21 protein-coding genes and 1 tRNA gene are annotated in these 25,903 nt (G+C 65.4%); 11 read left to right on the forward strand and 11 right to left on the reverse strand.

The genetic code is table 11. The annotated features are described in order from the left end of the window. Positions 1 to 59: 59 nt before the first annotated feature. From U1701_RS04060 to U1701_RS04070, 3 genes are read right to left on the reverse strand one after another with little or no spacing between them, the layout of a single operon-like run. Positions 60 to 3,470, reverse strand: coding sequence for an error-prone DNA polymerase (locus U1701_RS04060; RefSeq protein WP_332781234.1), 3,411 nt, complete (start codon positions 3,468 to 3,470; stop codon positions 60 to 62). Beyond that, positions 3,467 to 4,996: a Y-family DNA polymerase gene (locus U1701_RS04065; protein WP_332781447.1), complete on the reverse strand. Its 1,530-nt coding sequence runs from the start codon at positions 4,994 to 4,996 to the stop codon at positions 3,467 to 3,469. Before U1701_RS04065 ends, U1701_RS04060 begins: the two co-directional genes overlap by 4 nt. After that, positions 4,905 to 5,666, reverse strand: a complete 762-nt coding sequence (locus U1701_RS04070; RefSeq protein WP_332781235.1) for a hypothetical protein — start codon at positions 5,664 to 5,666, stop codon at positions 4,905 to 4,907. The genes U1701_RS04065 and U1701_RS04070 overlap by 92 nt, the downstream gene beginning before the upstream one ends. A 140-nt stretch (positions 5,667 to 5,806) precedes the next feature. Between U1701_RS04070 and U1701_RS04075 the strand changes: the two genes are divergently transcribed. Beyond that, a tRNA-Gly gene (locus U1701_RS04075) sits at positions 5,807 to 5,881 on the forward strand. 53 nt (positions 5,882 to 5,934) lie between these two features. On the opposite strand, the gene U1701_RS04080 is transcribed toward U1701_RS04075, so the two are convergent. From U1701_RS04080 to U1701_RS04090, 3 genes are read right to left on the reverse strand one after another with little or no spacing between them, the layout of a single operon-like run. Further along, entirely contained in the window at positions 5,935 to 6,534 is a 600-nt protein-coding gene (locus U1701_RS04080) for a DUF2238 domain-containing protein (protein ID WP_332781236.1), read from the reverse strand. Positions 6,535 to 6,548: 14 nt separating this feature from the next. Next, positions 6,549 to 6,905 (reverse strand): GntR family transcriptional regulator, encoded by a 357-nt coding sequence (locus U1701_RS04085; protein ID WP_332781237.1) that lies wholly within the window; start codon positions 6,903 to 6,905, stop codon positions 6,549 to 6,551. A gap of 47 nt (positions 6,906 to 6,952) precedes the next feature. Further along, on the reverse strand, positions 6,953 to 7,531 hold the full coding sequence (locus U1701_RS04090) for a nitroreductase family protein (RefSeq protein WP_332781448.1): 579 nt from the start codon (positions 7,529 to 7,531) through the stop codon (positions 6,953 to 6,955). Positions 7,532 to 7,645: 114 nt separating this feature from the next. Between U1701_RS04090 and U1701_RS04095 the strand changes: the two genes are divergently transcribed. Next, the gene (locus tag U1701_RS04095) at positions 7,646 to 9,439 is read left to right on the forward strand and encodes a peptide MFS transporter (protein WP_332781238.1); all 1,794 of its coding nucleotides are present in this window, start codon (positions 7,646 to 7,648) and stop codon (positions 9,437 to 9,439) included. A gap of 88 nt (positions 9,440 to 9,527) precedes the next feature. Here the strand turns inward: U1701_RS04095 and U1701_RS04100 are convergent, their stop codons facing one another. Together U1701_RS04100 and U1701_RS04105 are read right to left on the reverse strand one after the other, a co-directional pair. Continuing rightward, the gene (locus tag U1701_RS04100; protein ID WP_332781239.1) at positions 9,528 to 10,520 is read right to left on the reverse strand and encodes an aldo/keto reductase; all 993 of its coding nucleotides are present in this window, start codon (positions 10,518 to 10,520) and stop codon (positions 9,528 to 9,530) included. Then, positions 10,495 to 11,769 carry a dicarboxylate/amino acid:cation symporter gene (locus U1701_RS04105; protein ID WP_332781240.1) on the reverse strand — a complete coding sequence of 425 codons (1,275 nt, stop codon included), beginning with the start codon at positions 11,767 to 11,769 and terminating at the stop codon, positions 10,495 to 10,497. Before U1701_RS04105 ends, U1701_RS04100 begins: the two co-directional genes overlap by 26 nt. A gap of 66 nt (positions 11,770 to 11,835) precedes the next feature. Here U1701_RS04105 and glmM point away from each other — a divergent pair, with 66 nt between their 5' ends. After that, positions 11,836 to 13,173: a phosphoglucosamine mutase gene (gene glmM, locus U1701_RS04110; RefSeq protein WP_332781241.1), complete on the forward strand. Its 1,338-nt coding sequence runs from the start codon at positions 11,836 to 11,838 to the stop codon at positions 13,171 to 13,173. Between the two features lie 160 nt (positions 13,174 to 13,333). On the opposite strand, the gene U1701_RS04115 is transcribed toward glmM, so the two are convergent. Together U1701_RS04115 and U1701_RS04120 are read right to left on the reverse strand one after the other, a co-directional pair. Then, a complete protein-coding gene (locus U1701_RS04115; RefSeq protein WP_332781242.1) occupies positions 13,334 to 13,726 on the reverse strand; it encodes an acyl-CoA thioesterase in 393 nt (130 codons plus the stop codon). A gap of 99 nt (positions 13,727 to 13,825) precedes the next feature. Then, positions 13,826 to 15,907, reverse strand: a complete 2,082-nt coding sequence (locus U1701_RS04120; protein WP_332781243.1) for a S9 family peptidase — start codon at positions 15,905 to 15,907, stop codon at positions 13,826 to 13,828. Positions 15,908 to 16,224: 317 nt separating this feature from the next. Here U1701_RS04120 and U1701_RS04125 point away from each other — a divergent pair, with 317 nt between their 5' ends. From U1701_RS04125 to U1701_RS04140, 4 genes are all read left to right on the forward strand, one after another. Continuing rightward, positions 16,225 to 18,945 carry a TonB-dependent receptor plug domain-containing protein gene (locus tag U1701_RS04125; protein WP_443025988.1) on the forward strand — a complete coding sequence of 907 codons (2,721 nt, stop codon included), beginning with the start codon at positions 16,225 to 16,227 and terminating at the stop codon, positions 18,943 to 18,945. Between the two features lie 448 nt (positions 18,946 to 19,393). Further along, positions 19,394 to 19,732: a hypothetical protein gene (locus tag U1701_RS04130; protein ID WP_332781245.1), complete on the forward strand. Its 339-nt coding sequence runs from the start codon at positions 19,394 to 19,396 to the stop codon at positions 19,730 to 19,732. Beyond that, positions 19,729 to 20,250: an ImmA/IrrE family metallo-endopeptidase gene (locus U1701_RS04135; RefSeq protein ID WP_332781246.1), complete on the forward strand. Its 522-nt coding sequence runs from the start codon at positions 19,729 to 19,731 to the stop codon at positions 20,248 to 20,250. The genes U1701_RS04130 and U1701_RS04135 overlap by 4 nt, the downstream gene beginning before the upstream one ends. Next, the gene (locus tag U1701_RS04140) at positions 20,228 to 21,295 is read left to right on the forward strand and encodes a beta family protein (RefSeq protein ID WP_332781247.1); all 1,068 of its coding nucleotides are present in this window, start codon (positions 20,228 to 20,230) and stop codon (positions 21,293 to 21,295) included. Before U1701_RS04135 ends, U1701_RS04140 begins: the two co-directional genes overlap by 23 nt. Here the strand turns inward: U1701_RS04140 and U1701_RS04145 are convergent. Then, the gene (locus U1701_RS04145) at positions 21,292 to 21,978 is read right to left on the reverse strand and encodes a hypothetical protein (RefSeq protein WP_332781248.1); all 687 of its coding nucleotides are present in this window, start codon (positions 21,976 to 21,978) and stop codon (positions 21,292 to 21,294) included. The two genes, U1701_RS04140 and U1701_RS04145, sit on opposite strands and share 4 nt — an antisense overlap. A 372-nt stretch (positions 21,979 to 22,350) precedes the next feature. Here U1701_RS04145 and U1701_RS04150 point away from each other — a divergent pair, with 372 nt between their 5' ends. From U1701_RS04150 to U1701_RS04165, 4 genes are read left to right on the forward strand one after another with little or no spacing between them, the layout of a single operon-like run. Next, entirely contained in the window at positions 22,351 to 23,013 is a 663-nt protein-coding gene (locus U1701_RS04150; protein ID WP_332781249.1) for a hypothetical protein, read from the forward strand. Then, positions 23,010 to 24,335 (forward strand): DNA-packaging protein, encoded by a 1,326-nt coding sequence (locus U1701_RS04155; RefSeq protein WP_332781250.1) that lies wholly within the window; start codon positions 23,010 to 23,012, stop codon positions 24,333 to 24,335. Before U1701_RS04150 ends, U1701_RS04155 begins: the two co-directional genes overlap by 4 nt. After that, positions 24,332 to 25,441, forward strand: coding sequence for a phage portal protein (locus tag U1701_RS04160; protein ID WP_332781251.1), 1,110 nt, complete (start codon positions 24,332 to 24,334; stop codon positions 25,439 to 25,441). The genes U1701_RS04155 and U1701_RS04160 overlap by 4 nt, the downstream gene beginning before the upstream one ends. Further along, a complete protein-coding gene (locus U1701_RS04165; RefSeq protein ID WP_332781252.1) occupies positions 25,438 to 25,833 on the forward strand; it encodes an HK97 family phage prohead protease in 396 nt (131 codons plus the stop codon). The genes U1701_RS04160 and U1701_RS04165 overlap by 4 nt, the downstream gene beginning before the upstream one ends. Positions 25,834 to 25,903 lie beyond the last annotated feature (70 nt).

Here is a 25,903-nt window from a genome sequence, read left to right on the forward strand (position 1 = left end):
AAGCGTGGCCAAAACAGACTCCTTCGTGGCGTAGGCGCCTATTTGGGGCCGCGCGTCGTTTAATGGAAGTCCCGCGACTTGGGCAGCACGCGAACGTCCCGCGGGTGGCGCGTTCGCGGATCGGGGCTGCGCGTGAGGACGGGGCGGATCACCTCGTCGGATCGCGCAAGCGGCGGGGTCAGCGCGTGATCTTCCGACAGCAGGCGCAGCATGTCGCTGCGGTCCTGCACGCGCGCGGTCATGAGGTGGGTGACGCCTTCCTCGCTGCGCTGGATCACGCCTTCGAGGACCATGAGGCGCGAGGCCATCACCGCGCGGCGGTTGGCCTCGAAGTCGCGTGCCCACATCAGGCCGTTGGTGACGCCGGTCTCGTCTTCGATCGTGATGAAGATCGCGTTGCCCTTGCCGGGGCGCTGCCGGACCAGGACCACGCCGGCAACCTTCGCGCGGCGGCCGTCCTTGGTGGCGTTGGCCTGCGCGGAGGTGAGGATGCCTTCGGCGGCGAAGTGCGAGCGGAGGAACGCCATCGGATGGCCTTTCAGCGACAGCCGCGTGGTCTGGTAATCGGCGGCGACCTCTTCGCTGAGCGGCATCACGGGCAGCCGCGCGTCGGGTTCCTGCCCGAGTTCGGGGGCGCCGGCGGCGGCGAACAGCGACAGCTGCTTGGGGGGCGTGCGGCGGACGTCCCACAGTGCTTCCCTGCGCCCTTTGTCGATCGAGCGGAACGCGTCGGCGTCGGCGAGCAGGTTCATCGCGCGCTGGGGCAGGTTCGCGCGGCGGGCGAGGTCTTCGATGGAGGCGAACGGGGCGGCCTTTGCCATGTCCTTGGCCCAGTCTTCGCGGAACCCGTCGATCTGGCGGAAGCCGAGGCGGACGGCCCATGCGCCATCCTTGCGGCCATCGGGATCCCATTGACGACCCCCGCGCGCCGGGTTGGACGATCGCGTCACGCGGTTCATGCGGCCTGGCGAGACGGACTCCAGCCTATTGTCCCAGCCACTATGATTGATGTCGACCGGTTTGACCTCAACGCCATGCTCGACGGCATCCTGGATCAGCTGTGCGGGCGCGTAGAAGCCCATCGGTTGCGAATTCAAAATCGCGCAGCCGAACACGGCAGGAAAGAAGCATTTGATCCATGACGACACATAGACCAGCCGCGCGAAGCTGAGCGCATGGCTTTCGGGGAAGCCGTAGGAACCGAACCCCTCGATCTGACTGTAGCAGCGCTCGGCGAATGCCTCTTCATACCCCCGCCGGACCATGCCCCCGACAAGTTTCGCCTTGAAGTCGTGCATCCCGCCGACGTTGCGGAAGGTCGCCATCGCCTTGCGGAGCTGGTTGGCTTCGTCGGGGGTGAACTCGGCCGCGACGATCGCGAGCTTCATCGCCTGTTCCTGGAACAGTGGCACGCCATAGGTGAAGCGGAGGAGGTCTCGCAGCTCATTTTGATTGTACGGCGGCTTGGGTGAGGGGAGTTCGGGCTTTTCCTTGCCTGCACGCCGACGCAGATACGGATGCACCATGTCGCCTTCGATCGGGCCGGGGCGGACGATCGCGACTTGGACGACGAGGTCGTAGAATTCGCGCGGCTTGAGGCGTGGCAACATGTTGATCTGCGCGCGACTCTCGACCTGGAACACACCGACCGAATCGCCGTCCTGCAGCATGTGGTAGACGGCATCGTCCTCGTCTGTGGCGACGGTGCCGAGATCTGGCGTGGCGTGCCCGGTGACCGCCATCAGGTCGAACGCCTTGCGGATGCAGGTCAGCATGCCGAGCGCGAGGATGTCGACCTTCATGATCTTGAGGTAATCGATGTCGTCCTTGTCCCATTCGATGAAGGTGCGGTCCTCCATCGCGCCGTGATGGATCGGCACGGTCTCGTCGAGCCGACCCTGGGTCAGCACGAAACCGCCGACATGTTGCGACAAATGGCGTGGATATTGGAGCAGCTGGCGGACAAGATCGCACAGCTGCACGATCTGCGGGTTGTCCGCATCGAAACCACTGTCCTTCAGCCGATCATTCTCGAACCGATCGGAGAAGCTGCCCCATACGGTGCTAGTCAGACGGCCTGTGACGTCTTCGCTCAGCCCCAGCGCCCGCCCGACTTCTCGCACGGCCGAACGTGGGCGGTAATGAATGACGGTGGCCGCGATCGCCGCACGGTGACGGCCATAGCGACCATAGATGTACTGGATGATCTCCTCACGCCGCTCATGCTCGAAATCGATGTCGATATCGGGCGGTTCGTCGCGCTCGGACGAGACGAAGCGCGAGAACAGCAGGTCGTATTTCATCGGATCGACCGAGGTGACGCCGAGCAGCCAGCAGACCGCTGAATTGGCTGCAGACCCGCGGCCCTGGCACAGGATCGGTGGATCGAGCGACCGCGCGTGCTTCACGATGTCGTGCACCGTCAGGAAATAATAGGCGTAGTTGCGTTCGCGGATCAGCGGGAGCTCTTCCTCGAGCAGCTTGACCAAGCGCTCCGGAACGCCGTCTGGAAATCTCTCGCGGGCCTTGGTCCAACTGAGCTCTTCGAGCCATGCCTGCGGGTCCCACCCATCGGGCACGGGCTCGTGCGGATATTCGTAGGACAGGTCTGTAAGATCGAAGGTGATGCGGCCCAGGAAGCGTATCGTCTCGGCGATCGCCTCGGGCCGGGAGGCGAACAGCCGTGCCATCTCTCCGGGTGGCTTGATATGGCGCTCGGCATTGGCCGCCAGGATCCGGCCGGCCTTATGCACGGTAACGCCCTCGCGGATGCAGGTGATGATGTCGTGAAGCGGCTTGTCGTCGGCGTGCGCATAGAGCGCATCGGCGGTCGCCAGCATCGGCACGCCAATGCCGTCGGCAACCCGCGCGAGCCGCACCAGCGCGCGACGATCGCGTCCGGCATGCGTCATCGTCACACCAAGCCACACGCGATCGGGTGCAGCGCGCTTCAGGCGGGCGAGCGTCGTGGTGAGGCTGGCATCCGACCGGCGCGGCGGAAGCAGGGCACCGCGTCGCGGCGACGTGGCTCTAGCGCTGCTTCTCGGCAGGACGATCAGCAGCAGATCCTGAAGATGACGGATCAGGTCCCCCAGCCCAAGAATGCAGCTGCCCTTTTCCGCCCGCAAATTGCCGACCGTGAGCAGGCGGGTCAGCCGGCCCCAACCGAGCCGCGTCGTGGGATAGGCGACGATGTCGGGTGTCCCATCGGCAAAGACGAGACGCGCGCCGACGACGAGCTTGAAATTGTCGGGGGGAATCATCGGTCCGCGCTGTCCGGTGCGCATCTTGGCGAGTTCGGAATGCGCGCGCACGACACCGGAGACCGTGTTGCGATCTACGATGCCGACGCCTGCGTGGTCCAAGACGGCCGCCGTGGCGACGACATCGAATGCTTGGCTGGCCCCATCGAGAAACGAATAATTGGTCGCCGCGACGAGTTCGACGAACCTCGGCGGCGCATCGCTCATGCGAACAGCCCGTGGAGATACCAGCGCGGGCTCTCTAGTTCGGTGTAAAGGCCATGCCGAAAAATCCAGAAGCGGCGGCCCTTGCGGTCCTCAACGCGGAAATAGTCGCGGGTAGGGATGTCGTCGCGGCGCCACCATTCGCCGGCGATTCGCTCCGGCCCTTCGGCGCGCGCGACCTCATGGACCGTGCGGCGCCAGCGGAAGCGGTTGGGCGGCCCGTCGGGGACCTCCGCCATCATCGAATCGATCGGTTGTGGTGGATCGAACAGGTAGATTGGCCGGAGCGGCGGCTCGCCCTCTTCCGGGGGAACCCAGGGAGCGGTGGGGACGGGGTCGCTGGCCGGCAACATGAGTTCGGCCTGTTCGGGGATGTGGCTGTCGCGCGCCGAGAAGCGCCGGACACGGGTACGGCCGAGGCGGGTGCCGAGCTGGTCGAGCAGCTGGACGACCTCTCCCTTTTGCGCTTCGCCGCCTTCGAGCTTTAGCTGGCTTGCATCGAGTTTCTCGGCGAGCGCGATGTCGAGGCGGATCAGATCATAGCCGAAGCCGGGGTCGAGCGGATCAGCGAGACTGTCGATGCGTTCGCGGAACAGCCGCATCAGCAGCGCGACGTCGCGCGTCGGGGTGCCGGTTTCGACGCGCAGCCGCTGGACGAGGCCGTCGGCGCGGAACAGGCGCGCCTCCCACCGCCTGCCGCCTTCGTGGCGTTCGGCGAGCGTGTCCGCCGCCTCGGTCGCGAGTTCGGCCAGCACCTCCAGCGCATAATCTGTGCGCGCGATCGGCTCTGCGAAGCGGCGCTCGACGCCGATCTTGGGCACAGTGCGGCGTGGAACGATCGGGCCCTTCACCTCGCCGTTCAGGCGGCGGACCATCATCGCTGCGCCCTCGCCGAAGCGCGCGGCAATGACGCTGAGCGGACGGGACATGACGTCGCCGACGGTCTTCAGCCCGGCGCGGACCAGCGCGGTCGTATCGTCGTCGTCGAGGCCGAGCGCGGCGACCGGCAGGCGCTTCACCGCGCGGCGCTCGTCGGGGGCGGGAGCGCCGGCGAAGCGGGCGAGCGCGCGCGCGACATCTGGCGTGTCGCCGAAGGCGTGGCGGACGAGCAGGCCGCGCCGCGCCAGGCGATCCTCGAGATCGGCCGCCAGCCGCCGTTCGCCTTCGAATTCGTGGACGCAGCCGGCGATGTCGAGGATCAGCCCGTCGGGCGGATCGAGTGCGACCGAGGGCGTGTAGCGCTGACACCCGTCCGCCAGCCGTTCGAGCCAGGCGTGATCGGCATGGGCATCGTGCGGATAGACTTCGAGTTCGGGAACGCGCGCGCGCGCGTCGGCGAGAGTCAGCCCGGCGGTGAGACCGGCGCGCATCGCCTCGCGGTCGAGCGCCTTCAGGCGGATGCCGCCAGCGACCGATTCGACGAAGGCGAGCGGGGCCTCAGCCCGACCGACGAACAGATGCGGGCGCTCGGTCCGCAGCCGCTCCACCGGAAGCCAGGGGAAGACCAGCGCCAGATAGCGCCGGGGAATCGAAATTTCGCGTGTCACGGTTCCACTCCACGCACCAGCCGAGGCCGGCATGGCCTCCGCGTCGGCGCAACAATTCGACTTGAAAGGCGGGGCCTCCCGGCGCGTCCGCTTCCAGCGCGCGCGACGGCGCGGCGGTCACGCGCCAGCGCGTCGCCGCGGCGCTCGGTACCGGCTGGGCGGCGACACGCAAGGAGAGCACGGTGACTCCCGACGATTCGGCCGCGAGCATCAGGCGCCGCGTCGTGGTCAGGTCGAGTCCCGGTGCGCGGCCCCAGGATTCGATCAGCAGCGTGCCGAGGCCCGGACAGCGTGCGGCGTCGGCGGCGGCGCGCAACAGCGCGGCCTCATCCGCGACCAGCACCATCAGCAGGGTGGATGCGTCGATACCGAGCTCGGTAAGGCCGGTGGCATGCAGCCGCCCGCCTTGACGCTCGCTCGCCTCGGTCCGCAGCCACAGCAGCGGCATCGCGTCCGCCGCCAGCGCGCAGGCGATCGCGAAGCCGGCGCCGCTGGGCGCGTCATCGACCTCGACCGCGAACACCTCGTGCAATTGCGCGCGCGCCAACCCCGCGCCGAGCCAGGCATCGACGGGGCGCGAATCGGCTTGGCGCGGTACCGCGGGGGCGGCAAGGTTGCGCAGATGGGCAAGCAGGGCGGTCGAGTCGGCCATATATGTTCTTGTTATGTTCTATTGGGCGAGTCGCCAAGCGGGAAATCTCTGCACTTGGGGGTTGCGGTTCACGGAAGGTCGGGCTAGTGCCGCGCCTCACCCAGCCACTAGCGCCTGTCGCTAGCGGATTAGGCGCCAGAGCGGGCGTAGCTCAGGGGTAGAGCACAACCTTGCCAAGGTTGGGGTCGAGGGTTCGAATCCCTTCGCCCGCTCCAGTTTTTCTACAGATTTGGGTTACAGATGGCCGCGCAAGCGGCCATTTTTGCGTTTAGCGGTGATGTCCTAGCTGACGATCATGAAGCCGGGAGAGAAGCGGTAGCGCGATCAGCGCGCCGACCAGGCACATCAGCATGTCCCATTGCGTATCCCAAGGATCGCCTTGCGTGCCGAGGAACTCGTCGGCGCCTTGGCCGAGCGCCATCGCTGCGGCGAATTCGATCAGTTCGTAGCTTGCGCTGACGGCGAGGCAGCAGGCGACGACCAGGCTCGCGAGCAACGCGCCGGGGCGCAGGCCACCGCGGCGGATCAGCAGTTCGCGGAATACGATCGCGGGCACGAACCCTTGCATGAAATGGCCGAAGCGATCGTAGGGATTACGTGCCAAGCCGAAGATGTGTTGCACGTCGAAGCCGATCGGCACCCGCGCATAGGTGTAGGCCCCACCCAGCATCAGCACGAGTCCGTGCAGGCCGATCAGCAGGATGGCCAGGGTCGTCAGTGGAAAGCGCCGTCCGGTAACCCAGAGGATCGGCAGTGCGATCAGCGCGGGTGCTACCTCCATCCACCACGTGGCCCGGTCATAGGGGTGCCAGCCCGATACGAGCAGCCCGACGACCCAGATAAGGGTCAGCGCGGCGATGCCCCGCAACGGGTGCTCCAACGTCAGACGTGCTCGCGAGTCAGCAGGTCGTGCGCGTCGAGGCCAAGCAGGTCGATATGGCTGCGGATGCGCGGCCAATGCGTGAGCACGAAGGTTTCGCGCTCCGCGACACGCAGCGCTTCGGCGGCACCGGGCAGCACGAACATGCCGACGCCGCGGCGGACCTCGACATAGCCATCGTCCTGGAAGCTTTGATAGGCCTTGGCCACGGTGAGCGGATTGGCGCCATGTTCGGCGGCAAATGCGCGGACCGAAGGGAGCTGATCACCGGCACGATAATCGCCGCGCAGGATTCCGGCGGCGATGGTCCCGCGGAGACGGATGTATACGGGGCTGTCGTCGCTGCTTAGCGCTGTCATGCTGACTTAATACAGCAATTGGCTAAAACGTCGAGTCCTGCTTTGGATCAAGGCCGCCATGTCGAGACGAGCCGTGCCATATCGGGGCGCGGGCGTTCATCAAGGGCGCGCGAGGGCGTGCCGATGAACATAAAGCCGGCGATCCGCTCAGGCGCTTCGCCGAACGCATCGCGGACGGCGTCGGAAAAACTTGGCCAGCCGGTCAGCCAGCCGCCCGCGAACCCCTGAGCATGGACCGCGTGGAGGAGGTTCATGCACGCGGCACCCACCGACAGGTCCTGTTCCCAGAGCGGGATATGGCTGTCGATCTTGGGCGAGGCCATGACGACGACGAGGGTCGGCGCCTGATGCGCGAACTGGTCGAGCGCCTCGATCTCGGTGCGCGACGCCTGTGGGCGTTCGGTACGATAGGCGTCGATGATCAGCGCGGCGAGCGCGGCGCGTTGGTCCGCGCCGACCACGACGAAGCGCCAGGGCGCGAGCTTGCCGTGATCGGGAGTGCGCGCGGCGATCAGCAAGATGCGCGCGAGCTGATCGGCGTCGAGACCGGGCGCGACGAGATCGCGCGGCTTGCCGGAGCGGCGGGTGGCGAGCATCGCGAGCGGGCTGGAGGTGTCGTTGAGCATCGCGAGCGGAGATAGGCGCTGCACCGCGATATTTACAGGGCGGGCTTTGCCGCTAGGGTCGCGCGACCATGGCGACGCCGCATGCGACGGTGTCCAGTATCAGGGAGCGTATGAATGGTGGACACCCCGACCGCGGACACCCCGCGCGAGCCGGATATCACGCACGTCAACCCGGCCGACGGCGAGACCTGGTTCGGTCATCCGCGGCAGCTGGCCCGTCTGTTCACCACCGAGATGTGGGAACGGTTCGGCTATTACGGCATGCGTGCGCTGCTCACGCTGTATCTCACCAAGCATTTCGTGTTCGGCGACCGTGAGGCGACCGGGCTGTACGGCGGCTATACGGCTCTCGTGTATCTGACGCCGCTGATCGGCGGCTATCTGGCGGACCAGTATCTGGGCTCCAAGCGTGCGGTTAAGTTCGGCGCGATCATCATGGCGCTGGGCTATCTGCTACTGTGTTTTGGTGGCGAGACCGCCAAGCCCTATGCGACGATCGCCAACCAGCAGTATGAAATCCAGGTCGTGGATCAGGCCGACAGCGAGGTCCGTTATCTGGTCGACGGCGCGAACAAGCTGAAGATCAAGGGTAACGACGACGGCACCGTCTCGTTGCTCGCCGCCGATGGATCGACCGCGCGGACGGTCGAAAAGGGCGGGTTCGAATCCGGCGCCGAGCGTAGCAGCTTCTATGTCACGATCATGCTGCTGGCGTTGTGCATGATCTCGGTCGGCAACGGATTCTTCAAGCCCAACATCTCGACGATGGTCGGCGAGCTGTACGCGCAGGGTGACAAGCGACGCGATGCCGGGTTCACGATCTTCTACATGGGGATCAACCTGGGGTCGCTGTTCTCGCAGCTGCTGTGCCCGTTCCTTGCAGTCGCGTTCGGCTGGTGGGCGGGGTTCGGCCTCGCCGCGATCGGCATGTTGTTCTCGTGGACGCTGATCCAGTTCGATGGCGGCAAGCTGAACGGCTATGGCGAGCCACCGGTGCGCACCGGACCGGATCGTGCGCTGGGCATCTATGCCGCCGCGCTGCTCGGCATCCCGATCTTCTACCTGCTGTTCGTCAATCTCATGAACGCCGAGCCGCCGGTGCCCGGATCGGGGATCATCGGCTATATCGCGTCGCTGTCGCTGATGGGCAAATTGCTGTTCGGCACGTTCATCGTCGCGGTGCCCGGCATCCTGATCTGGTCGTTCGTCAACGGCGAGCGTCGCGAGTTCCAGATGATGCTGGCGGCGATGGTGCTGATCGTGTTCAACGTCGTCTTCTGGACGTTGTTCGAACAGGCCGGGTCGAGCCTCACGCTGTTCGCCGATCGCAATACCGATCTTAACGTGTTCGGGCTGTTCAGCATCTCGGCGGGGCAGACGCAGTTCTTCAACGCGTTCTTCATCGTCGCGCTGGCACCGGTGATGTCGATCATGTGGACCAAGCTGGCGGCGAAGGGCATCGAGCCGTCCATTCCAGTGAAGTTCGGTATCGCGCTGATCGGCGTCGGCGTCGGCTTCCTGTTCCTGGTCTGGGGCGCGAGCATGGTCGGTCCGACCTTCAAGGTCGCGATCTGGTGGCTCGCAGGGCTCTACTTCATCCACTCGTTCGCCGAATTGTGCATCTCGCCGGTTGGCCTCAGCATGATCACCAAGCTGTCGATCGCGCGCGTCGTCGGGCTGATGATGGGCGTGTGGTTCCTGTCGATCTCGGTCGCGCAATATGTCGCGGGCGTGGTCGCACAGGTGGCGAGCGTCGAGACGGTCGGCGGGCAGGTGACCAACCTGAAAGTCAGCCTGGATACCTATGTCGGCGTGTTCTGGACGATCGGGCTGGTCTCCGCCGGGATCGGTGTGGTGCTGTTGCTGATCTCACCGCTGATCAAGAAGTGGATGCACGGAGTTCAGTGAGAATTCGGTCATCCCGGCCTTGACCCGGGGTCCCGCTACCTCAACGACGAAGAGCGGGACCCCGGGTCGAGCCCGGGATGACGGGACGTTAGATCCGCGTCATAGCCATGGCGCGTTCGCCGTAGCGGGGGCCGGCGGTGCCGCCGCGCGGCGCGGCAGCGTCGAGTTTGGTCAGATCGGCCGCTGACAGCGTGACGTTTGCCGCCTTCATGCTGTCCTCGAGTGTAAGGCGGCGCTTGGACCCTGGGATCGGGACGATATCGTCACCCTGCGCGAGCAGCCAGGCGAGTGCGACCTGTGCCGGCGACGCGCCGTTGGTGTCGGCGATAGTCTTCACCACCGCGACCATTTCCATGTTCTTGGCGAAATTCTCGTCCGAATAGCGTGGATCGTTGCGGCGGTAATCGCCTTCGGGCAGGTCGTCGCGACTGGTGATCTGACCGGTCAGGAAGCCGCGGCCCAAGGGGCTGTACGGCACGAAGCCGATACGGAGTTCGCGGCACAAGGGCAGAATTTCCTCCTCGACGTCGCGTTCCCACAGCGAATACTCGCTCTGCAGCGCGGCAATCGGGTGCGTCGCGGCAGCGCGGCGGATCGTGGCGACGCCCGCTTCCGAAAGGCCCAGGTGGCGCACCTTACCCTCGCGCACCAACTCGGCCATCGCGCCGACGGTGTCCTCGATAGGCACGTTCGGGTCGACGCGGTGCTGGTAGAGCAGGTCGATCGTCTCGACGCCGAGGCGCTTGAGCGAGCCTTCGCAGGCGCGGCGGACATTGGCGGGGGTGCTGTCGACGCCGGTCATGCCATTGTCGTCGTAACGGAAGCCGAACTTGGTCGCGATGACGACGCCGTCGCGTTTTCCCCGGATCGCCTTGCCGAGGAGTTCCTCGTTCTTCAGCGGACCGTATATCTCGGCGGTGTCGAACAAGGTGACGCCGAGCTCGATCGCGCGGTGGATCGTGGCGATGCTCTCGGTCTCGTCGGCGACGCCGTACATGCCTTTTCCGATGCCGGCCATCGGCATCAGCCCGAGGCCGAGCGCGGAAACTTCGAAATCAGGGCCTAGCGTGCGATATGTCATCGGGAATCTCCTGGCCGGCACCGGTGCTTTCGGTGCGGGCTGCGACGGAGATGGTAACGGCGGTGTCCATCGTCACGTTCCCGACAGTGCGAAACAGGTCGGGTATGGTTTCGACTGCGATGAGTAGACCCAGCACTTCGAGCGGAATGCCCATCGCAAGCGCGACGGGGGCGACCGAGGCGACGAAACTGATCGTGCCGGGCAGCGAGATCGACCCCATCGTCGTGATCGCGGCGGTGGCGACACCGGCAGCCATCTGCCCGGGGCCGATCGGCAGTCCTAACCAGTGCGCGACGTAGAGCGCGACGGCGAGGTTCATCGCCGGGCTGGTGGCGCGGAAGACGGCGACCGATAGCGGCAGCACGATGCCCGCCGTGGTGGGGGATGCACCGAGTTCGGTCGATCCCTTGAGCATCGCGGGAAGCGAAGCGAGCGACGACTGGGTGCTGATCGCAACCGCCTGCGCGGGCGCGACCGCGCGCGCGAACTGGCGCAGGCTGACGCGGCCGCCGATCATGCCGATCGGATAGGCCGCGAGCAGCACGATGAACCCGATCGCCGAGACGCAGACGATGTAATGCAGAAGCGCGCCGAACGCCGCAGTGCCGGTGCGTGCCCCGACGCCGTAGGCGAGCGCGAAGATGCCGATCGGCGCGAGCTTTAGCACCCAGTGGATGATGACCAGCAGCGCCTCGACCACCGCACGGAAGAAGCCGGTTAGGATGCGGCGCTGATCGTCCGGCAATTTGGTCACCGCAAAGGCGAAGGCGAGAGAGAAGACTGTGAGCGGTAGGAAGGCGTCGCTCGCGGCGGCCGCGATGATGTTGGTCGGGACGATGGTGTCGAAGAACGCGCCGATCCCGGGCACCGGGCCGACTGGCGCGGCTCCGGTCAGCGCCTCGCGCAGCGCGGCCCCCAAACCCGCGGGCAACGGGAAGGCGTCTAGGATCAGGGGCATCACGAACGCGGACATCAGCGTCGTGCTCCACAGGATGATAACGATCATCACCATCGCGCGCGCCGTGATCCGCCCGGCGCGCGCGGCCTCTGTGGTAGCGCCGATACCGGTCACGAGTAGCCCGACAACGAGCGGAACGATCACCATCTGCAGCCCGTGGAGCCAGGCGGCACCGATCGGCTGCGTGATCGCAGTTGCGACCAGCGCCTGGGCCGGTACGAACGCCGCCGCGGCAATGCCGAGCGCGATGCCGCCGATCAGCGCGATCAGGATACGTGTTGTCTGCGACATGCTCGCCCTTGTTACTGTGCCGCGCTAAGAACGACCGAAGCGAGATAGCGGGACAGGACGATGCCGATGGCAAGAAAATATTTTGGTACGGATGGAATTCGCGGGGCGACCAACGTCGCGCCGATGACCGCGCAGTTGGCCATGAAGGTCGGGATGGCGGCGGGTGCGTATTTTCTGCGGGGTGAGCACAAGCATCGCGTGGTAATCGGCAAGGATACGCGGCTGTCGGGCTATATGCTCGAATCCGCGCTGGTCGCGGGCTTCACCAGCGTCGGCATGGATGTCGTAATGGTCGGGCCGATGCCGACGCCCGCGGTGGCGATGCTGACGCAATCGATGCGCGCGGACATCGGGGTGATGATTTCCGCCAGCCACAATCCATTCGCTGATAACGGGATCAAGCTGTTCGGGCCTGACGGGTACAAACTGAGTGACGAGGCGGAGCAAGCGATCGAGTCGCTGATCGACAGCGACGTCGCGTTGGTGCCCTCCGCGCAGATCGGCCGTGCGCGGCGGATCGACGACGCGCAGGGGCGCTATATCCACTTCGCGAAATCGACCTTTCCCGAAAATCTGCGGCTCGATGGCCTGCGCATCGTGATCGATTGCGCGAACGGCGCCGCGTACAAGGTGGCGCCATCTGCTTTGTGGGAACTGGGCGCGGATATCGTCGCGATCGGGGTGACGCCGAACGGCACCAACATCAACGACGGCGTTGGATCGACCGCGCCGCAGACGCTGGCGGAGACCGTGGTCGCGAGCGGCGCCGACATCGGCATCGCGCTCGACGGCGACGCCGACCGCCTGATCGTGGTCGACGAAAAGGGCGCGGTGGTCGATGGCGACCAGCTGATGGCGACGATCGCGACGAGCTGGGCGCGGGCCGGGCGGCTGGCCGGCGGCGGGCTGGTCGCGACGGTGATGTCGAACCTGGGGCTCGAGCGGCATCTGGCGGCGCAGGGGCTGGGGCTGGTGCGCACGTCGGTGGGTGATCGCCACGTGCTCGAGGCGATGCGCGCGCGGGGGTATAATGTCGGCGGCGAGCAGTCGGGGCATATCATCCTCAGCGACTATGCGACGACGGGTGATGGGCTGGTCGCGGCGTTGCAGGTGCTGGCCGAAGTGAAGCGCGCGGGGGCGCCGGCAAGCGAGGTGCTGCACCGGTTCGTGCCGTTGCCGCAGTTGCTGAAGAATGTGCGGTTTGCGGGGGGCAAGCCGCTGGAGGCGGAGTCGGTGAAGGCGGTGATCGCGGCGGCGGAAGAGGAGCTGGCCGGGCGCGGGCGGCTGGTGATCCGGCCGTCGGGGACCGAGCCGGTGATCCGGGTGATGGCCGAGGGGGACGACCCGGGGCAGGTCGAGCATGTGGTGGACCGGATTTGTGAGGCGGTAAGGGCGGCGGTTTAGGCTCGTTACCGGTCGTCCTGAGTAGCGGCTGAGCGAAGGCGAAGACGCGTATCGAAGGACAGGTTGGCGCGCGGAACCTGTGCTTCGATACGAGCCCTCGGCTTCGCTCGGTCTCTACTCAGCACGAACGGGAGTTTGGGCGTCCGCAGACCCTCAAAATCTAAGCCAAAAACGGCGCCGCGATGTCCGAGCGGACCCTCAGGAGCCGGCCGGTCGCTCGATCGATCAGCGCCCAGGTGGTAATCGCGTCCAACTTCACCTTTCCATTGGCGCCGGTGAAGCGGACGTGGCGGTCGAAGCGGGCGCCCTTGGGGGGCTCGGGGACCCAAGTTTCGCCGGTGACCGTCTCGCCCGCCTGCACGTTGCCGCGATAGTCGATCTCGTGGCGCGTCACGACCCAGACATAGGCGGCGCGGTGTTCGGGCGGCGCGATCGCATCCCAGTGCGCGGTCGCGATGTCCTGAATCCAGCGGACCCAGACCGCATTGTTGACGTGGCCGAGCTCGTCGATGTCCGCGGGGGTGGCGGTGATGGTCAGGGTGAATCGGGTCATGCTGGTCCTTCGGTTACTGTTCCCCCGCGGAGGCGGGGGTCCAGGAGCGGCGGGCGTTGCGGCCTGTAACCCTGGACTCCCGCCTTCGCGGGAGAACGGTCAGGCTTCGACGCCCAGCTGCCAGAGCACGAAGGCGTGTTCCTCCGCGGCTTCGCGCAAGCTTTCGAAGCGGCCGGACTTGCCGCCGTGGCCGGCGCCCATGTTGGTCTTCAGCAGCAGGATGTTGGCGTCGGTCTTCACGCTGCGCAGTTTCGCCGCCCATTTGGCGGGTTCCCAATAGGTCACGCGCGGATCGTTGAGGCCGCCGCTGATGAACATCGGCGGATAGGCGTGGGGGGCGACGTTGTCGTAGGGGCTGTAGCTGCGGATCAGGTCGAACGCGGCCTTGTCCTCGATCGGGTTGCCCCATTCGGGCCATTCGCCGGGCGTCAGCGGAAGGCTGTCGTCGAGCATCGTGTTGAGCACGTCGACGAACGGGACGTCGGCGATCACCGCGCCCCAGAGATCGGGGTCGGAATTGACGACCGCGCCCATTAACTCGCCGCCTGCCGACCGGCCGGCGATCGCGATGCGGCCGGGGGCGGTCCAGTTCTCCGCGATCAGGCCTTTGGTGACGTCGACGAAGTCGTTGAACGTGTTGGTGCGCTTTTCGAGCTTGCCGTCGAGATACCATTGCTGGCCGAGATCGTCGCCGCCGCGGATATGCGCGATCGCATAGGCGAAGCCGCGGTCGAGCAGGCTCATCCGGCCGGTCGAGAAGCCCGGCGGGATCGCATAGCCGTACGCGCCATAGGCGTAGAGGAAGAGCGGCGCGGATCCGTCGCGCTTGAAGCCTGCGGGATAGACGATCGAGACGGGAATCTCGGTGCCGTCGCGCGCGGTGATCTTGAGGCGTTCGGTGCCGTATCTGGCGGCGTCGTAGCCGCTCGGAATCTCCTGGACTTTCAGCAGCGTGCGCTCGCCGGTGTCGACGTCATAGTCGTAGACCGAGCCGGGGGTGACCATCGACTCGTAGCCAAGGCGCAGCACCGTCATGTCGTATTCGGGATTGTCGCCGAGGCCCGCGACGTAGCTCGCCTCTCGGAAGGCGATGCGGCGGCCTTGGGTGGGCGTCTCGTAGCGGTGGATCGCGATCTGATCGAGCCCGTCCTCGCGCCCGTAGACGACGAAGAAGTCCTGATAGCATTCGACGCCGGTCATGTAGAAATCGCGGCTTGGCGGGATCAGCTCGGTCCAGACGCCGGGTTCCTCCAATTGCGCGGTGCACAGGCGGAAATTGGGGTCGGTGTCGTTGGTGTGGATGAACAGCGTGTTGTCATGGTCGTCGACGTCATATTCGCGCCCGACCTGGCGTGCGGAGACGAGGATCGGGACCGCGAGCGGTTCGTGCGCGGGGAGGAGATAGATCTCGCTGGTGACGTGATCGCTGGTCGCGATCGTGATCCATTTGCGCGAACTGGTCTCGCCGACGCCGACGCGGAAGCCCTCGTCCTCTTCGTGGAACAGCACGACATCCTGCTCGATCGGCGTGCCGAGGCGGTGGAAGCGGGCATTGTCGGTGCGCCATTGCTCGTTGGCGAGGCCGTAGAGGAAGCCGGCGTCGTCCGCGGTCCAGACGATCTCCGACAGCATGCCCGGGATCACGTCGGGGAGGTGTTCGCCCGTCGACAGATCCTTGACGCGCACCTCGAAGCGTTCCGAGCCATTGTCGTCGATCGCATAGGCGAGATAGCGGCCGTCATTGCTGACCGAAAAGGCGCCGAGGCGGAAATATTCGTGGCCTTCGGCGAGCGCGGGTTCGTCTAGCAGCAGCTCGTCGGGGCCGCCCGCGACGGGCTTGCGCCACCATTTGCGGTACTCGCCGCCGGTTTCGTAGGCGGTCCAGTAGAGCCAGTCGCCGTCCTTCTGGGGAACCGACGATTCGTCTTCCTTGATGCGCGCCTTCATCTCTTCGTAAAGCGTGTCGACCAGCTTCGCGTGCGGCGCCATCGCTGCTTCGTAATAGGCGTTCTCCTCGGCGAGATAGGCGAGGATGTCGGGATCGGTGACCTCGGGATAGCCGGCGTCTTTCAGCCAGGCATAGGGATCGGCGATGGTGACGCCGTGCGTGGTGAAGCTGTGGTCGCGGCGTTGCGCGACGGGAGCGGCAAGATCGGAAGCGGAGGTGGGCGTGTTCGTCATGCGCCCATGTACCGCGGGTCTCCGGCCGGCGGAAGCGCGTGTTGATGCCCGGCCTTGCGCCGACAACAGACGCAACCCTGACCTATTGCGGCAGAATTGCAACAACGTAACATAACGTTAGCGATCGTCTCCGTTTTCGATTGTCAAAACGCAATAACTGTGGCGACTTACCGCGCAGTGGCGATGCATTCGTAACGACGTCGTCGCATTAATCGCAGGGCGCATAAATCAGCGGTCCGACGTCGATCATAATCGGCATCGAGATCTGGAACAGAGCGGAAAGGATTTTCGGAAAGTTACATCTCAAAGGGGCTTAGATGATGAGACACACGACTTCGAGCGCCGCGCTGGCGATCGCTTTTCTTTATGGATCTGCCGCCTATGGAGCAGAGCCTGATCTCGTAGCCTCACCCCAAGCGACGGCGGTACAGGATAGTTCGGCATCGTCCGGTATCACCGCCTCCGATGATCCGGGCAATGCCCCTGACAACGACATCATTGTGCTCGGCACACGCCGCACCGACCGGACTCTCACCAATTCGCCGTCGCCCGTCGACGTGATCAGCGCGGCCGACCTGGCCGTGCAGCCGGCCGCGAACATGATCGACCAGCTGAAGAACATCGTTCCGTCCTTCTATGCCGGGCAGAATTCGATCTCCGACGCGTCGACCTTCGTGCGATCGCCGTCGCTGCGCGGTCTGTCGGGTGATCAGGTGCTCGTGATGATCAACGGCAAGCGCTACAATCGCTCGGCGCTGGTGCAGGTCTATGGCGGAAGCGACACCGGCCTCGGGCGCGGCGCGCAGGGGCCCGACATCTCGGCGATCCCGTCGCTCGCGATCGGCAGCCTTCAGGTGCTGCGCGAAGGCGCGACCGCGCAATATGGATCTGACGCGATCGCCGGCGTGCTCAACTACGGGCTGCGCGAGGACCAGGGGATCGAACTGGTCGGCCGCGCCGGGCAATATTATGCGGGCGACGGCGAAAGCTATCAGATCGCGGGCAATGCTGGCGTGAAGGGCGATTGGGGATTTATCAACGTCACTGCCGAATATACTGACGATGGGCAGACCAGCAGGGGCCGTACGCGGCCGTCGGCGGCGAATTTCGCCAACAACTTCCCGGCGCTGGCGTCCCAGCTGCCCAATTATCCGCTGCCGGTGCAGATCTGGGGTAATTCTCCATCGCATGGTTTTAAATCCGTCTACAATTCGGCGATTAATGTTACTGATAACAGCAAGATCTATGTGTTTGCTAACTATGCGGAATCCAAGGGGAATCAGAGTTTCAACTATCGGGCTTCGGTTTCGAGTACCGCGGTGGATACCAATGGGGTGGTGCGGAATCAGGGGGCTAATGGGGCTTTCAACAACACCTTCTTTCTGACGCCGTGCCCGGCGGGGAACGCGACGTGCCCGGCAGGGGGATTCGTGCGGGACACGAATACCTTCCAGTTCTCCAAACTCTACCCGGCCGGGTTCACGCCGCGGTTCGTGGGGAAGACGCAGGAGGTGTACGGCGTGCTCGGTTACAAGGGGACGGCCGGCGCCTTCAGCTACGACCTGTCGGGCACGCTCGCGCGCAACACGCTCTCGCTGTCGATGTACAACTCCGCCAATTTCTCGTTCGGGCCCGCGACGCAGACCAGCTTCGACTTCGGCGACCTGATCCAGAAGGAGACCAACTTCAACGCCGACTTCACCTATGCCGCCGATGTCGGGTTCGCGGCGCCGCTGACGATCTCGGCGGGCGGCGAATATCGCAAGGAGACCTACGAACAGACCGCGGGCGACCTGCAGTCCTATGCCGCCGGCCCCTATGCGGTCGCGCAGCGGCTCTTCACCCAGACCGCGCCGGGCGTCTACGTCGCATCGGGCACCACCGCGGCGCAAGGCGTGGGCGCGAGCGGCTATGCCGGCACCAGCCCGCAGACCGCGGGGAAATTCAGCCAGACCGCCTATGCCGCCTATGTCGGGCTGGAAACCGACATCACCAAGGCGTTCACGGTCGGCGCCGCCGGCCGCTACGAACATTACAACACCTTCGGCGACGCCTGGGTCGGCAAGGTCAACGCGCTGTACAAGGTCGCCGACGCGCTTTCGATCCGCGGCAGCTTCGGCACCGGATTCCACGCGCCGTCGCCGGGCCAGTCGAACGTGTCGATCGTGACGACGTCGTTCAACAACGGCGTCGCGTTCCAGAGCGGCACCTATCCGACCAACACCGCGGTCGCGCAATATTATGGCGCCACCAATCTGCGCCCGGAGAAATCGACCAACTACGGCCTGGGCGTCATCCTAGAGCCGCTGCCGGGCTTCACGCTGACGGTCGACGGCTATCAGATCAATCTGCGCAACCGCATCGGGCTGACCTCACCGTTCATCGTCACCGCGGCGGACCTCGCGGCGCAGCCTTTGCTGCTGCCGGTCGGCGTCGACGGGCAGGTGCAGTATTTCACCAACGGCTTCAAGACGCGCACCCGCGGCATCGACGTGGTCAGCACCTGGCGCACGAGCTTGAGCGACGCGCAGCTCAACTTCTCGCTGGCGTACAACTACAACAACACCAAGGTCACCGATTACGACATCCGCATCATCGGGCTGGCGCAGCTGATCGATGCCGAGAATCTGGCGCCCAAGCACCGCGTGGTGTGGAACGGCAACTGGTCGCTCGGCAACCTCAGCTTCAACGTCCGCGAGAATTATTACAGCTCATGGACCAGCGCGCAGGATTACGGCGTCACCGTGACCAAGGCGGCAACCGCGACCACGCCCGCCGAAGGCTATGCCAACCAGCGGTTCGGCGGCAAGTTCACCACCGACCTGGAGCTGAGCTACACCTTTGCCGATCACTATACGCTGTCGGTGGGCGCGCAGAACTTCACCGACGAGAAGCCCGACCGGCTGGCGGCGACCTCGACGGTGCAGATCTATCCGCTGACCGGCGGCACGTCGGACGGGCAGGTGTATGCGCGCAACGGCGGACCGTTCGGGTTCAACGGCGGGTTTTATTACACGCGGCTGCGGGTGAAATATTGATGGGGTGAGGGGGCGCTTCGGCGCCCCCGGTTCCGTCTGGCATAGTCTTCAGATTTCTTGCGTGGAATTACGCAGTTCTGGCGTCATTCCACTACGGGCTAGATCGCCCAGCAGAACAATGCCTGTGGAAAATGCCCGCGTTGCCGAGGCCGAGGCGGAGGCGGAGGCAGCACGCGCTGCCAGCATACAGCGAACAACATCGTGTCGGCTTCTTGTCGGAGGATTATAAACGGGTCTCCATTGGATAAGTTGACGTGGCGTCCTTCACTGTATGTATTACCGGCTAGGATTAAATCGGGGAGATGGCGTGGTAACTGGAAAACAGCCAGACGGTACCCCGGTATATGCTCCAGCTCGCCCCTCCCTTGTGCTCGCATCGTTCCTCGGTGCAATACTCGGAGCGGCCTTTATCGCCTTTCTTTCCACCGGTGGTATTAAAGCGGACGGCATGACCTACGCCGACCTTGCTGCCATCCTGCTCTCGGCGGTGGGGGTGATAGTCGCCATTTTCGGCGGTGTTCTGGCAATCGCCGCGTTCTGGGGGTTCGAGCAGATGAAGCTCGAGGCGGTGCGTAGCGCCACTAACGCTGCGCTCGCCGAGACTCGTGAACAGATTGAGAACGGATCAATCCGACGCTATATACTGGAGGAAGTGGAAACGCGCATTTCTGAGATCGTGGCGTCCCCCGATTTCGATCGGCGCGTTAGAGCGCGGGTAGACCAGATCGTCCTCGGCAGACCGGACGATCGGCTGCTCGACGACGATGAAGATGGAGACGACCAATGAGCCCCGAATGGCGTAACCTAGGCGATCGCGTGCGCGCAACGATCGAAGAACACCAGGATACGGCACCTGTGCGGCTATCTCATCTTGCCCGAGCGCTTGGTGTTCCAGTTAAAGCGGCAACGCTTGCGCCCGGAATTTCCGGTGAGATCAGGCCTCAGGAAAACGGCTTTGTCATTAGGATAAACCGACACGATCCTTCGAAGCGCCAACGGTTCACGGTAGCTCACGAGCTCGCCCATTTCCTACTCCATGCTGACCAGATCGATGCTCGCGGCCTCTCAGACGACGTGCTCTATCGGTCTTCCTTGTCCGACAAGCGGGAAGCCCAAGCGAACCGATTAGCGGCTGACATTTTGATGCCCGACGACCTGGTTCTGGCCAGTGTTGACGAGGCGCGTGAAAAGGGGGTCGGCGACTTAATACTCTTCCTGGCCGAGCAGTTTTCTGCATCGGAAGGCGCAATGCGCATCAAGCTAGAACAGTTAGGAGTCGTCGATGCCGCTCAGGCCATGGGATAGCGTTTCCTACCTGCCTTTCCTCGCTCTCAAGCCTGCAGAAATGCGCGCCTTAGAAGAGTTGCCGGATCAGACTAAAGACCGCTTGCTTCCACTAGTTTCGCTGAGGCCGTGGGTCGGGTCGCATCGGTTGGACAGTTCGATAGATCGGATTGCTGTATCTTATGGCGATCGCCCAATCCTTGTCGAGGTTGGGGAGCGTGAGGTGCCAAAACCACGTCCGGTGTTTGGGGAGTTGGAAGCGCTTCGAGACCCAGACGATGGTTTCGACAACTGGTGCGAGTTCATCGAGCGGAACGAAACGTATATCCCCGTTGCGCAAGTCGGCACTGATCCAGCAGCAGAGCGCAACCAGATTGCCCGCCTCCACGCGCTGGACCGTGGACTGGCGGTTCGTGTGGAACGTAACGCCTTTGGTGGTCTAGGTCGGTTGGCCGTACAGATCAGTCAACTGACTGGAGGTGGACGCGATGTCTGCTTTGTTATCGATTATGGCGCTGTCCGTGCCGACCATCTGCTTGTTGCCGCTCAAACTGTAGGATTGATCAGAACGATTTGGGCGTCGGCGCCGTTGGCTACCGTCTCAGTATCCGCTTCGTCGTTCCCGGCGAGCTTCACGAACCTCCCTCGGCAGCTCATCTTTGAGCGACGTTTGTTCGACGAAGTCGCAGGCCAGCTTGGTCGCGATCGACTGATCTATGGCGATCGAGGCAGCGCACGGGCCGACCCACTCGGTGGAGGGAGCGGAGTGATCCCGGCTCGAATTGATTACCCTGATTTCGAGCAGTGGACGTTTTTTCGTTCTGAAGAGACGGGGCTCGACGGCTACATCGAGCAAGCCCAGATCCTAATGGCGCATGCCCTCTGGAATGGTGATCTGCGGGTTTGGGGCACGCAGATGATCGAACGAACGGCGAGAGGTGATGCTTCCGCTATCGATACGCAAAGTAAGGCCACCGCCGCGCGCATCAATCTACATCTGCAGTTGCAGACCTTTCACGACAACCCAGGGGCGGTTGAAGACACTGAGGATGACTGGGAAGACTAAACAGCGTGTAACGGCGTTTGCATCGCCTCGACCCAAGTCGCCCAACGCTCTGCTCGTTCTTGCTCGATTTCTCGCCGTTGCTGGCGTCCGGCATGATATCGGCTGAGCAGTTTTAGATCGTCGAGACGGATCGGCCGACCTCGAACGGCTTCCCAAAATCGAGCACTAGTCTCGCCATAGCGCTTGCAAAAGGCGCGTTCGAACTCACTCCGTCGCGCATGATCGATGTCGATAGCCGAGAGTTCAGCGGTCTGCCGTTCGATGGCGCGGGTCGCACGACGCTCGTCCTCAGCTGTCAGTAGATGGAGCAGCCACTGGCCGCTGATGCAACGTGACTTCCCCGGCGCGTGAAGCTGCCAGTCGTTCAAAACTTCGGCCCGCCACACTCTAGCTCCATGCAGGTCTATATCCCGTAAGCCATGGACATGCTTGGGGGCAACGATCAGCTCGGTTTGATCAAAATAACGGGCGTACCCCTCCATCTGGGATGGCAGGCGCTTTAACGTGTCTGATGCGCTCTTGATCTCGACCCCATAAAAGGTGCCACGGTCCAGCAACGCGAGATCGGCACGAATTCCAGTGCCGTTCAGCGAAAACTCACTTGTCACGATTGGCAAAACGCGCCCCCGAGCTTCCCGCCGGATGCGCGCTAGAGCTACTGCCTTGATGCCATTTTCGTCCATGTCACACTCGCTGGGTGGGCCGATGGCGGTGCATCGTCAGACTGTCAATGTATAGTCGGCTAGCTGCCGATCAGTTGAGCCTGAACGAAGGCAGCTTACACCGGCTTAATGCCCCAGAACGTCTGTTCCGGTTTCCACTAAATGCAGACATTAGGCATCGGATCATCCCGGACGGGGTTACAAGCCTGTTGTGTTGCCGGATCAACCAACAGCTGAGCCCGGAATAACCCATCTGGTACATTCCGCTTGACATCGTCACGCTCTCCAGGTACATAACAGGAACGCTGAGGAATTGCGGGTCGGGGAGATGAGCGTGGGAGCCGGGAGGCTTCCGCGCTTTTCGCGTTTGGGTCGGCGGGTTCGGGGGGTGGCATGACGAAAGAGAGCGGAAACGGGGCCGGGAACGCGGCCGTGCTGGTCTCGCCGTGCACGCGCGGTGGGGCGAAGGTGAAGCGGGCGTCGGCGACGTGGTGGACGCACGACAAGCGCGAACGCTTCCTCGATATGGTGGCCGCGACCGCCAATGTGCGGATGGCGGCGCAGGACGTCGGGATGAGCCTGACGGGCGCTTACGCGCTGCGGCGGCGCGACGCTGCGTTCGCGGCGCTGTGGGAGGAGGCGCTGGAACAGGGCTATGGGCGGCTCGAAGCCGAATTGCTGAGCAGTGCGCTGGGTGAAGCTGGGGGCGAGAACGGGGTCGAGAGCGAGAGCGCGGAGGGCCGCGTGAGCGCTCACGTCAACGCGATCGCGCCGGATGGCGATCGCGCCGCGATGGGGATGGGGATGGGGGCCGGGGCGGGGCCGATCGACCCGGCGCTGGGGCTGAACCTGCTGGCGCTGCGGCGCGCCGCGACCGGGCCGCGCAAGACGCAGAAGCGCAACTACAAGACGGTCCCGATCGCCGAGGTCGAACGCGCGGTGATGAAGCAGCTCGAGATCGCCGAGCGGCGGTTGCGGCGGGCGCTCGGCACGCGTCCGGGCGGTCGGGCGGGAGGCGGGTCTGATGGGGGTGCCGACGGGAGGACGAAGCCGTGAGCGATACGCTTGCCGCGTTGCGCGCGCGGCTGGTGGCGCTGCCCGCGGCCGAACGGCTGGGGGTGTTGCGGCGGCTGACCACGCCTGAGCTTCGCGCGCTGGCGGATCACTGGCCGCTATGGGCGCATGACGGGCAGGCAGTGGACCGCGACGACTGGCGGGTGTGGCTGATCCGCGCGGGGCGCGGGTTCGGCAAGACGCGCGCCGGGGCGGAATGGGTCAGCGCGATCGCGCGGGCGCGGCCGGAGGCGCGGATCGCGCTGGTGGGGGGCACGATGGACGATGTCCGCCGGGTGATGATCGAGGGAAAGAGCGGGCTGATCGCGGTGGCGCGCGCGCACGAACCCTATGCGTGGCGGCGGTATGACGGCGAGTTCCACTTTGCGAGCGGGGCGCGGGCGTACGCCTATTCGGCGGAGGTGCCGGAGTCGCTGCGCGGGCCCGAGCATGACGCGGCGTGGTGCGACGAGATCGGCAAATGGCGGCGCGGCGATGCGGCGTGGGACAATCTGCTGCTGGGCCTGCGGATCGGCGAGCGGCCGCAGGTGCTGGTGACGACGACGCCGCGGCCGACCCGGCTGATGCGGCGGGTGATGGCGATGAAGGACTGTATCGAGACGCGGGGGCGGACGCACGACAATCTGCACCTGGATGCGGGCTGGGTCGCGCAGATGGAGGATCTGTACGGCGGCACGCGGCTGGGGCGGCAGGAGCTCGACGGCGAGATGATCGACGAGGTGGTCGGCGCGCTGTGGACGCGGGCGGGGCTGGAGACGCGGCGGGTGCGGGCGATGCCGGTGGCGCGGACGCGCGTGGTGGTGGGGGTGGATCCGCCGGCGAGCATCGGGGGCGACGCGTGCGGGATCGTGGTGGTGGCGCGGGGTGCGGACGACCTCGCCTATGTGCTGGAGGATGCCAGCGTCTCGGGCCTGTCGCCCGAGGGATGGGCGCGCGCGGTGGCGGACTGCGTGGCGCGGCACGGCGCCGACCGGGTGATCGCGGAGAAGAACCAGGGCGGGGCGATGGTCGAGAGCGTGCTGCGCGGTGCCGACCGGGTGATGCCGCTGACGTTGGTGCATGCGGCGCTGGGCAAGGTGGCGCGGGCGGAGCCGGTGGCGGCGCTCTACGAAAGCGGGCGGGCGTGGCATGTCGGGGGGTTCCCGGCGCTGGAGGACGAGCTGTGCGGGCTGGTGGTCGGCGGGGGGTATGAGGGGCCGGGGCGGTCGCCGGACCGCGCGGATGCGCTGGTCTGGGCGATGACCGCGCTGATGCTGGGCGCGCGCGGGGTGGCGCGGGTGCGGACGGTGGGAGACGAACCATGAAATTGTTCGGGTGGAAGGGGCGCGAGGACTCGCGGCCGGCCTTGTCGCGCGCCGGCTACGGGCCGGCGGTGGGGGAGTGGCCGCGGTCCTATGAGGCGCAGGTGCGCGAGGCGTATCTGGGGAATGCGATCGCGCAGCGCGCGGTGAAGCTGGTGATGGAGACGATCGGCGGGGCGCCGCTGGAGGCGTCGGATCCGGCGTTGATCCGGCTGGCGACCCGGCGGTCGGGTGGGCAGACCCTGGTCGAGACGGTGGTCGCGCACCTCTTGTTGCACGGCAATGCCTTCATCCAGGTGCTGCGCGATGCCGACGGGGGTGCGGCGGAGCTGTTCGCGCTCAGGCCCGAGCGGGTCAGCGTCGAGGCGGATGCGGGCGGGTGGCCGGTCGCGTATCGCTACAAGGTGGGCGAGCGGGTGACGCGGCTGCACGCCGATGCGGTGCGGCCCGAGGTGATCCACCTGAAGAGCTTTCACCCGGTGGACGATCATTATGGGCTGGGGTGCCTGGGCGCGGCGGCGGGGGCGGTGGCGATCCACAATGCCGCGGCGCGGTGGAACAAGGCGCTGCTCGACAATGCGGCGCGACCGAGTGGCGCGCTCGTCTATGATCCGGGGGATGGATCGACGCTGTCGGCGGACCAGTTCGACCGGTTGAAGGGCGAGCTGGAGGCGTCGTTCGCGGGGTCGGGCAATGCGGGGCGGCCGATGCTGCTGGAGGGGGGGCTGAAGTGGCAGGCCTTGTCGCTGTCGCCCGCGGAGATGGATTTTGCCGGCACCAAGGCGGCGGCGGCGCGCGAGATCGCGCTGGCGTTCGGGGTGCCGCCGATGCTGCTCGGGCTGCCGGGCGACAACAGCTATGCGAACTACCGCGAGGCGAACCGGGCGCTGTGGCGGCTGGCGGTGCTGCCGATGGCGCATCACGTGCTCGACGGGATCGCGGAGGGGCTGCGCGGGTGGTTCGAGGGGGCGACGCTGGGGATCGATCTCGATCGGGTGCCGGCGCTGGTCGAGGATCGGTCGAAGCTGTGGGCGATGGTGTCCGCCGCCGATTTCCTGAGCGCGGAGGAGAAGCGGGCGATGCTGGACGTGAAGGCGGTGGCGTCGTGACGCTGGGGTTCGCGGGGTATGCGGCGGTGTTCGACGTGGTCGACCGGGCAGGGGACGTCGCGCGGGCCGGGGCGTTTGCGGGGGCGGGGCTGGTGCCGTTGCTGTGGCAGCATCGCGGGGGTCCGGTGGGGGTGCTGACGTCGGTTGCGGAGGATGCGCGGGGGCTAAGGGTCGCGGGGGTGATCGCGGATGCCGAGCTGGCGGCGGCGGTGCGGTCGGGTGCGGTGGCGGGGTTGTCGGTGGGGTATCGGGCGGTTTCGGTTCGGCTGGGGGCGCGGCGGGAGTTGCTTCGCGTGGCGCTGGTGGAGGTGAGCCTAGTGGCGGTGCCTATGCAGCGGTTGGCGCGGGTGGACTATTGTTCCCCGGCGGAGGCCGGGGCCCAGGTGGGATAGCCGGGGTAACTGGGCGCGGCGGTCTTCATGGTCGTCTCCCAACTGGGCCCCGGCCTTCGCCGGGGAACGG

Source organism: Sphingomonas rhamnosi (genome assembly GCF_036663615.1).
Lineage (GTDB): Bacteria > Pseudomonadota > Alphaproteobacteria > Sphingomonadales > Sphingomonadaceae > Sphingomonas.

Excerpts from the sequence above, each read along its gene's own strand:
- U1701_RS04120 (WP_332781243.1), bottom strand. The coding sequence starts at position 15,907 with ATGACGAACACGCCCACCTCCGCTTCCGATCTTGCCGCTCCCGTCGCG.
- U1701_RS04140 (WP_332781247.1), top strand. The coding sequence starts at position 20,228 with ATGCCGCTCAGGCCATGGGATAGCGTTTCCTACCTGCCTTTCCTCGCT.
- U1701_RS04130 (WP_332781245.1), top strand. The coding sequence starts at position 19,394 with ATGACCTACGCCGACCTTGCTGCCATCCTGCTCTCGGCGGTGGGGGTG.
- U1701_RS04060 (WP_332781234.1), bottom strand. The coding sequence starts at position 3,470 with ATGAGCGATGCGCCGCCGAGGTTCGTCGAACTCGTCGCGGCGACCAAT.
- U1701_RS04090 (WP_332781448.1), bottom strand. The coding sequence starts at position 7,531 with ATGCTCAACGACACCTCCAGCCCGCTCGCGATGCTCGCCACCCGCCGC.
- U1701_RS04105 (WP_332781240.1), bottom strand. The coding sequence starts at position 11,769 with ATGTCGCAGACAACACGTATCCTGATCGCGCTGATCGGCGGCATCGCG.
- glmM (WP_332781241.1), top strand. The coding sequence starts at position 11,836 with ATGGCAAGAAAATATTTTGGTACGGATGGAATTCGCGGGGCGACCAAC.
- U1701_RS04145 (WP_332781248.1), bottom strand. The coding sequence starts at position 21,978 with ATGGACGAAAATGGCATCAAGGCAGTAGCTCTAGCGCGCATCCGGCGG.
- U1701_RS04100 (WP_332781239.1), bottom strand. The coding sequence starts at position 10,520 with ATGACATATCGCACGCTAGGCCCTGATTTCGAAGTTTCCGCGCTCGGC.
- U1701_RS04135 (WP_332781246.1), top strand. The coding sequence starts at position 19,729 with ATGAGCCCCGAATGGCGTAACCTAGGCGATCGCGTGCGCGCAACGATC.
- U1701_RS04150 (WP_332781249.1), top strand. The coding sequence starts at position 22,351 with ATGACGAAAGAGAGCGGAAACGGGGCCGGGAACGCGGCCGTGCTGGTC.
- U1701_RS04095 (WP_332781238.1), top strand. The coding sequence starts at position 7,646 with ATGGTGGACACCCCGACCGCGGACACCCCGCGCGAGCCGGATATCACG.
- U1701_RS04125 (WP_443025988.1), top strand. The coding sequence starts at position 16,225 with ATGATGAGACACACGACTTCGAGCGCCGCGCTGGCGATCGCTTTTCTT.
- U1701_RS04070 (WP_332781235.1), bottom strand. The coding sequence starts at position 5,666 with ATGGCCGACTCGACCGCCCTGCTTGCCCATCTGCGCAACCTTGCCGCC.
- U1701_RS04160 (WP_332781251.1), top strand. The coding sequence starts at position 24,332 with ATGAAATTGTTCGGGTGGAAGGGGCGCGAGGACTCGCGGCCGGCCTTG.
- U1701_RS04085 (WP_332781237.1), bottom strand. The coding sequence starts at position 6,905 with ATGACAGCGCTAAGCAGCGACGACAGCCCCGTATACATCCGTCTCCGC.
- U1701_RS04115 (WP_332781242.1), bottom strand. The coding sequence starts at position 13,726 with ATGACCCGATTCACCCTGACCATCACCGCCACCCCCGCGGACATCGAC.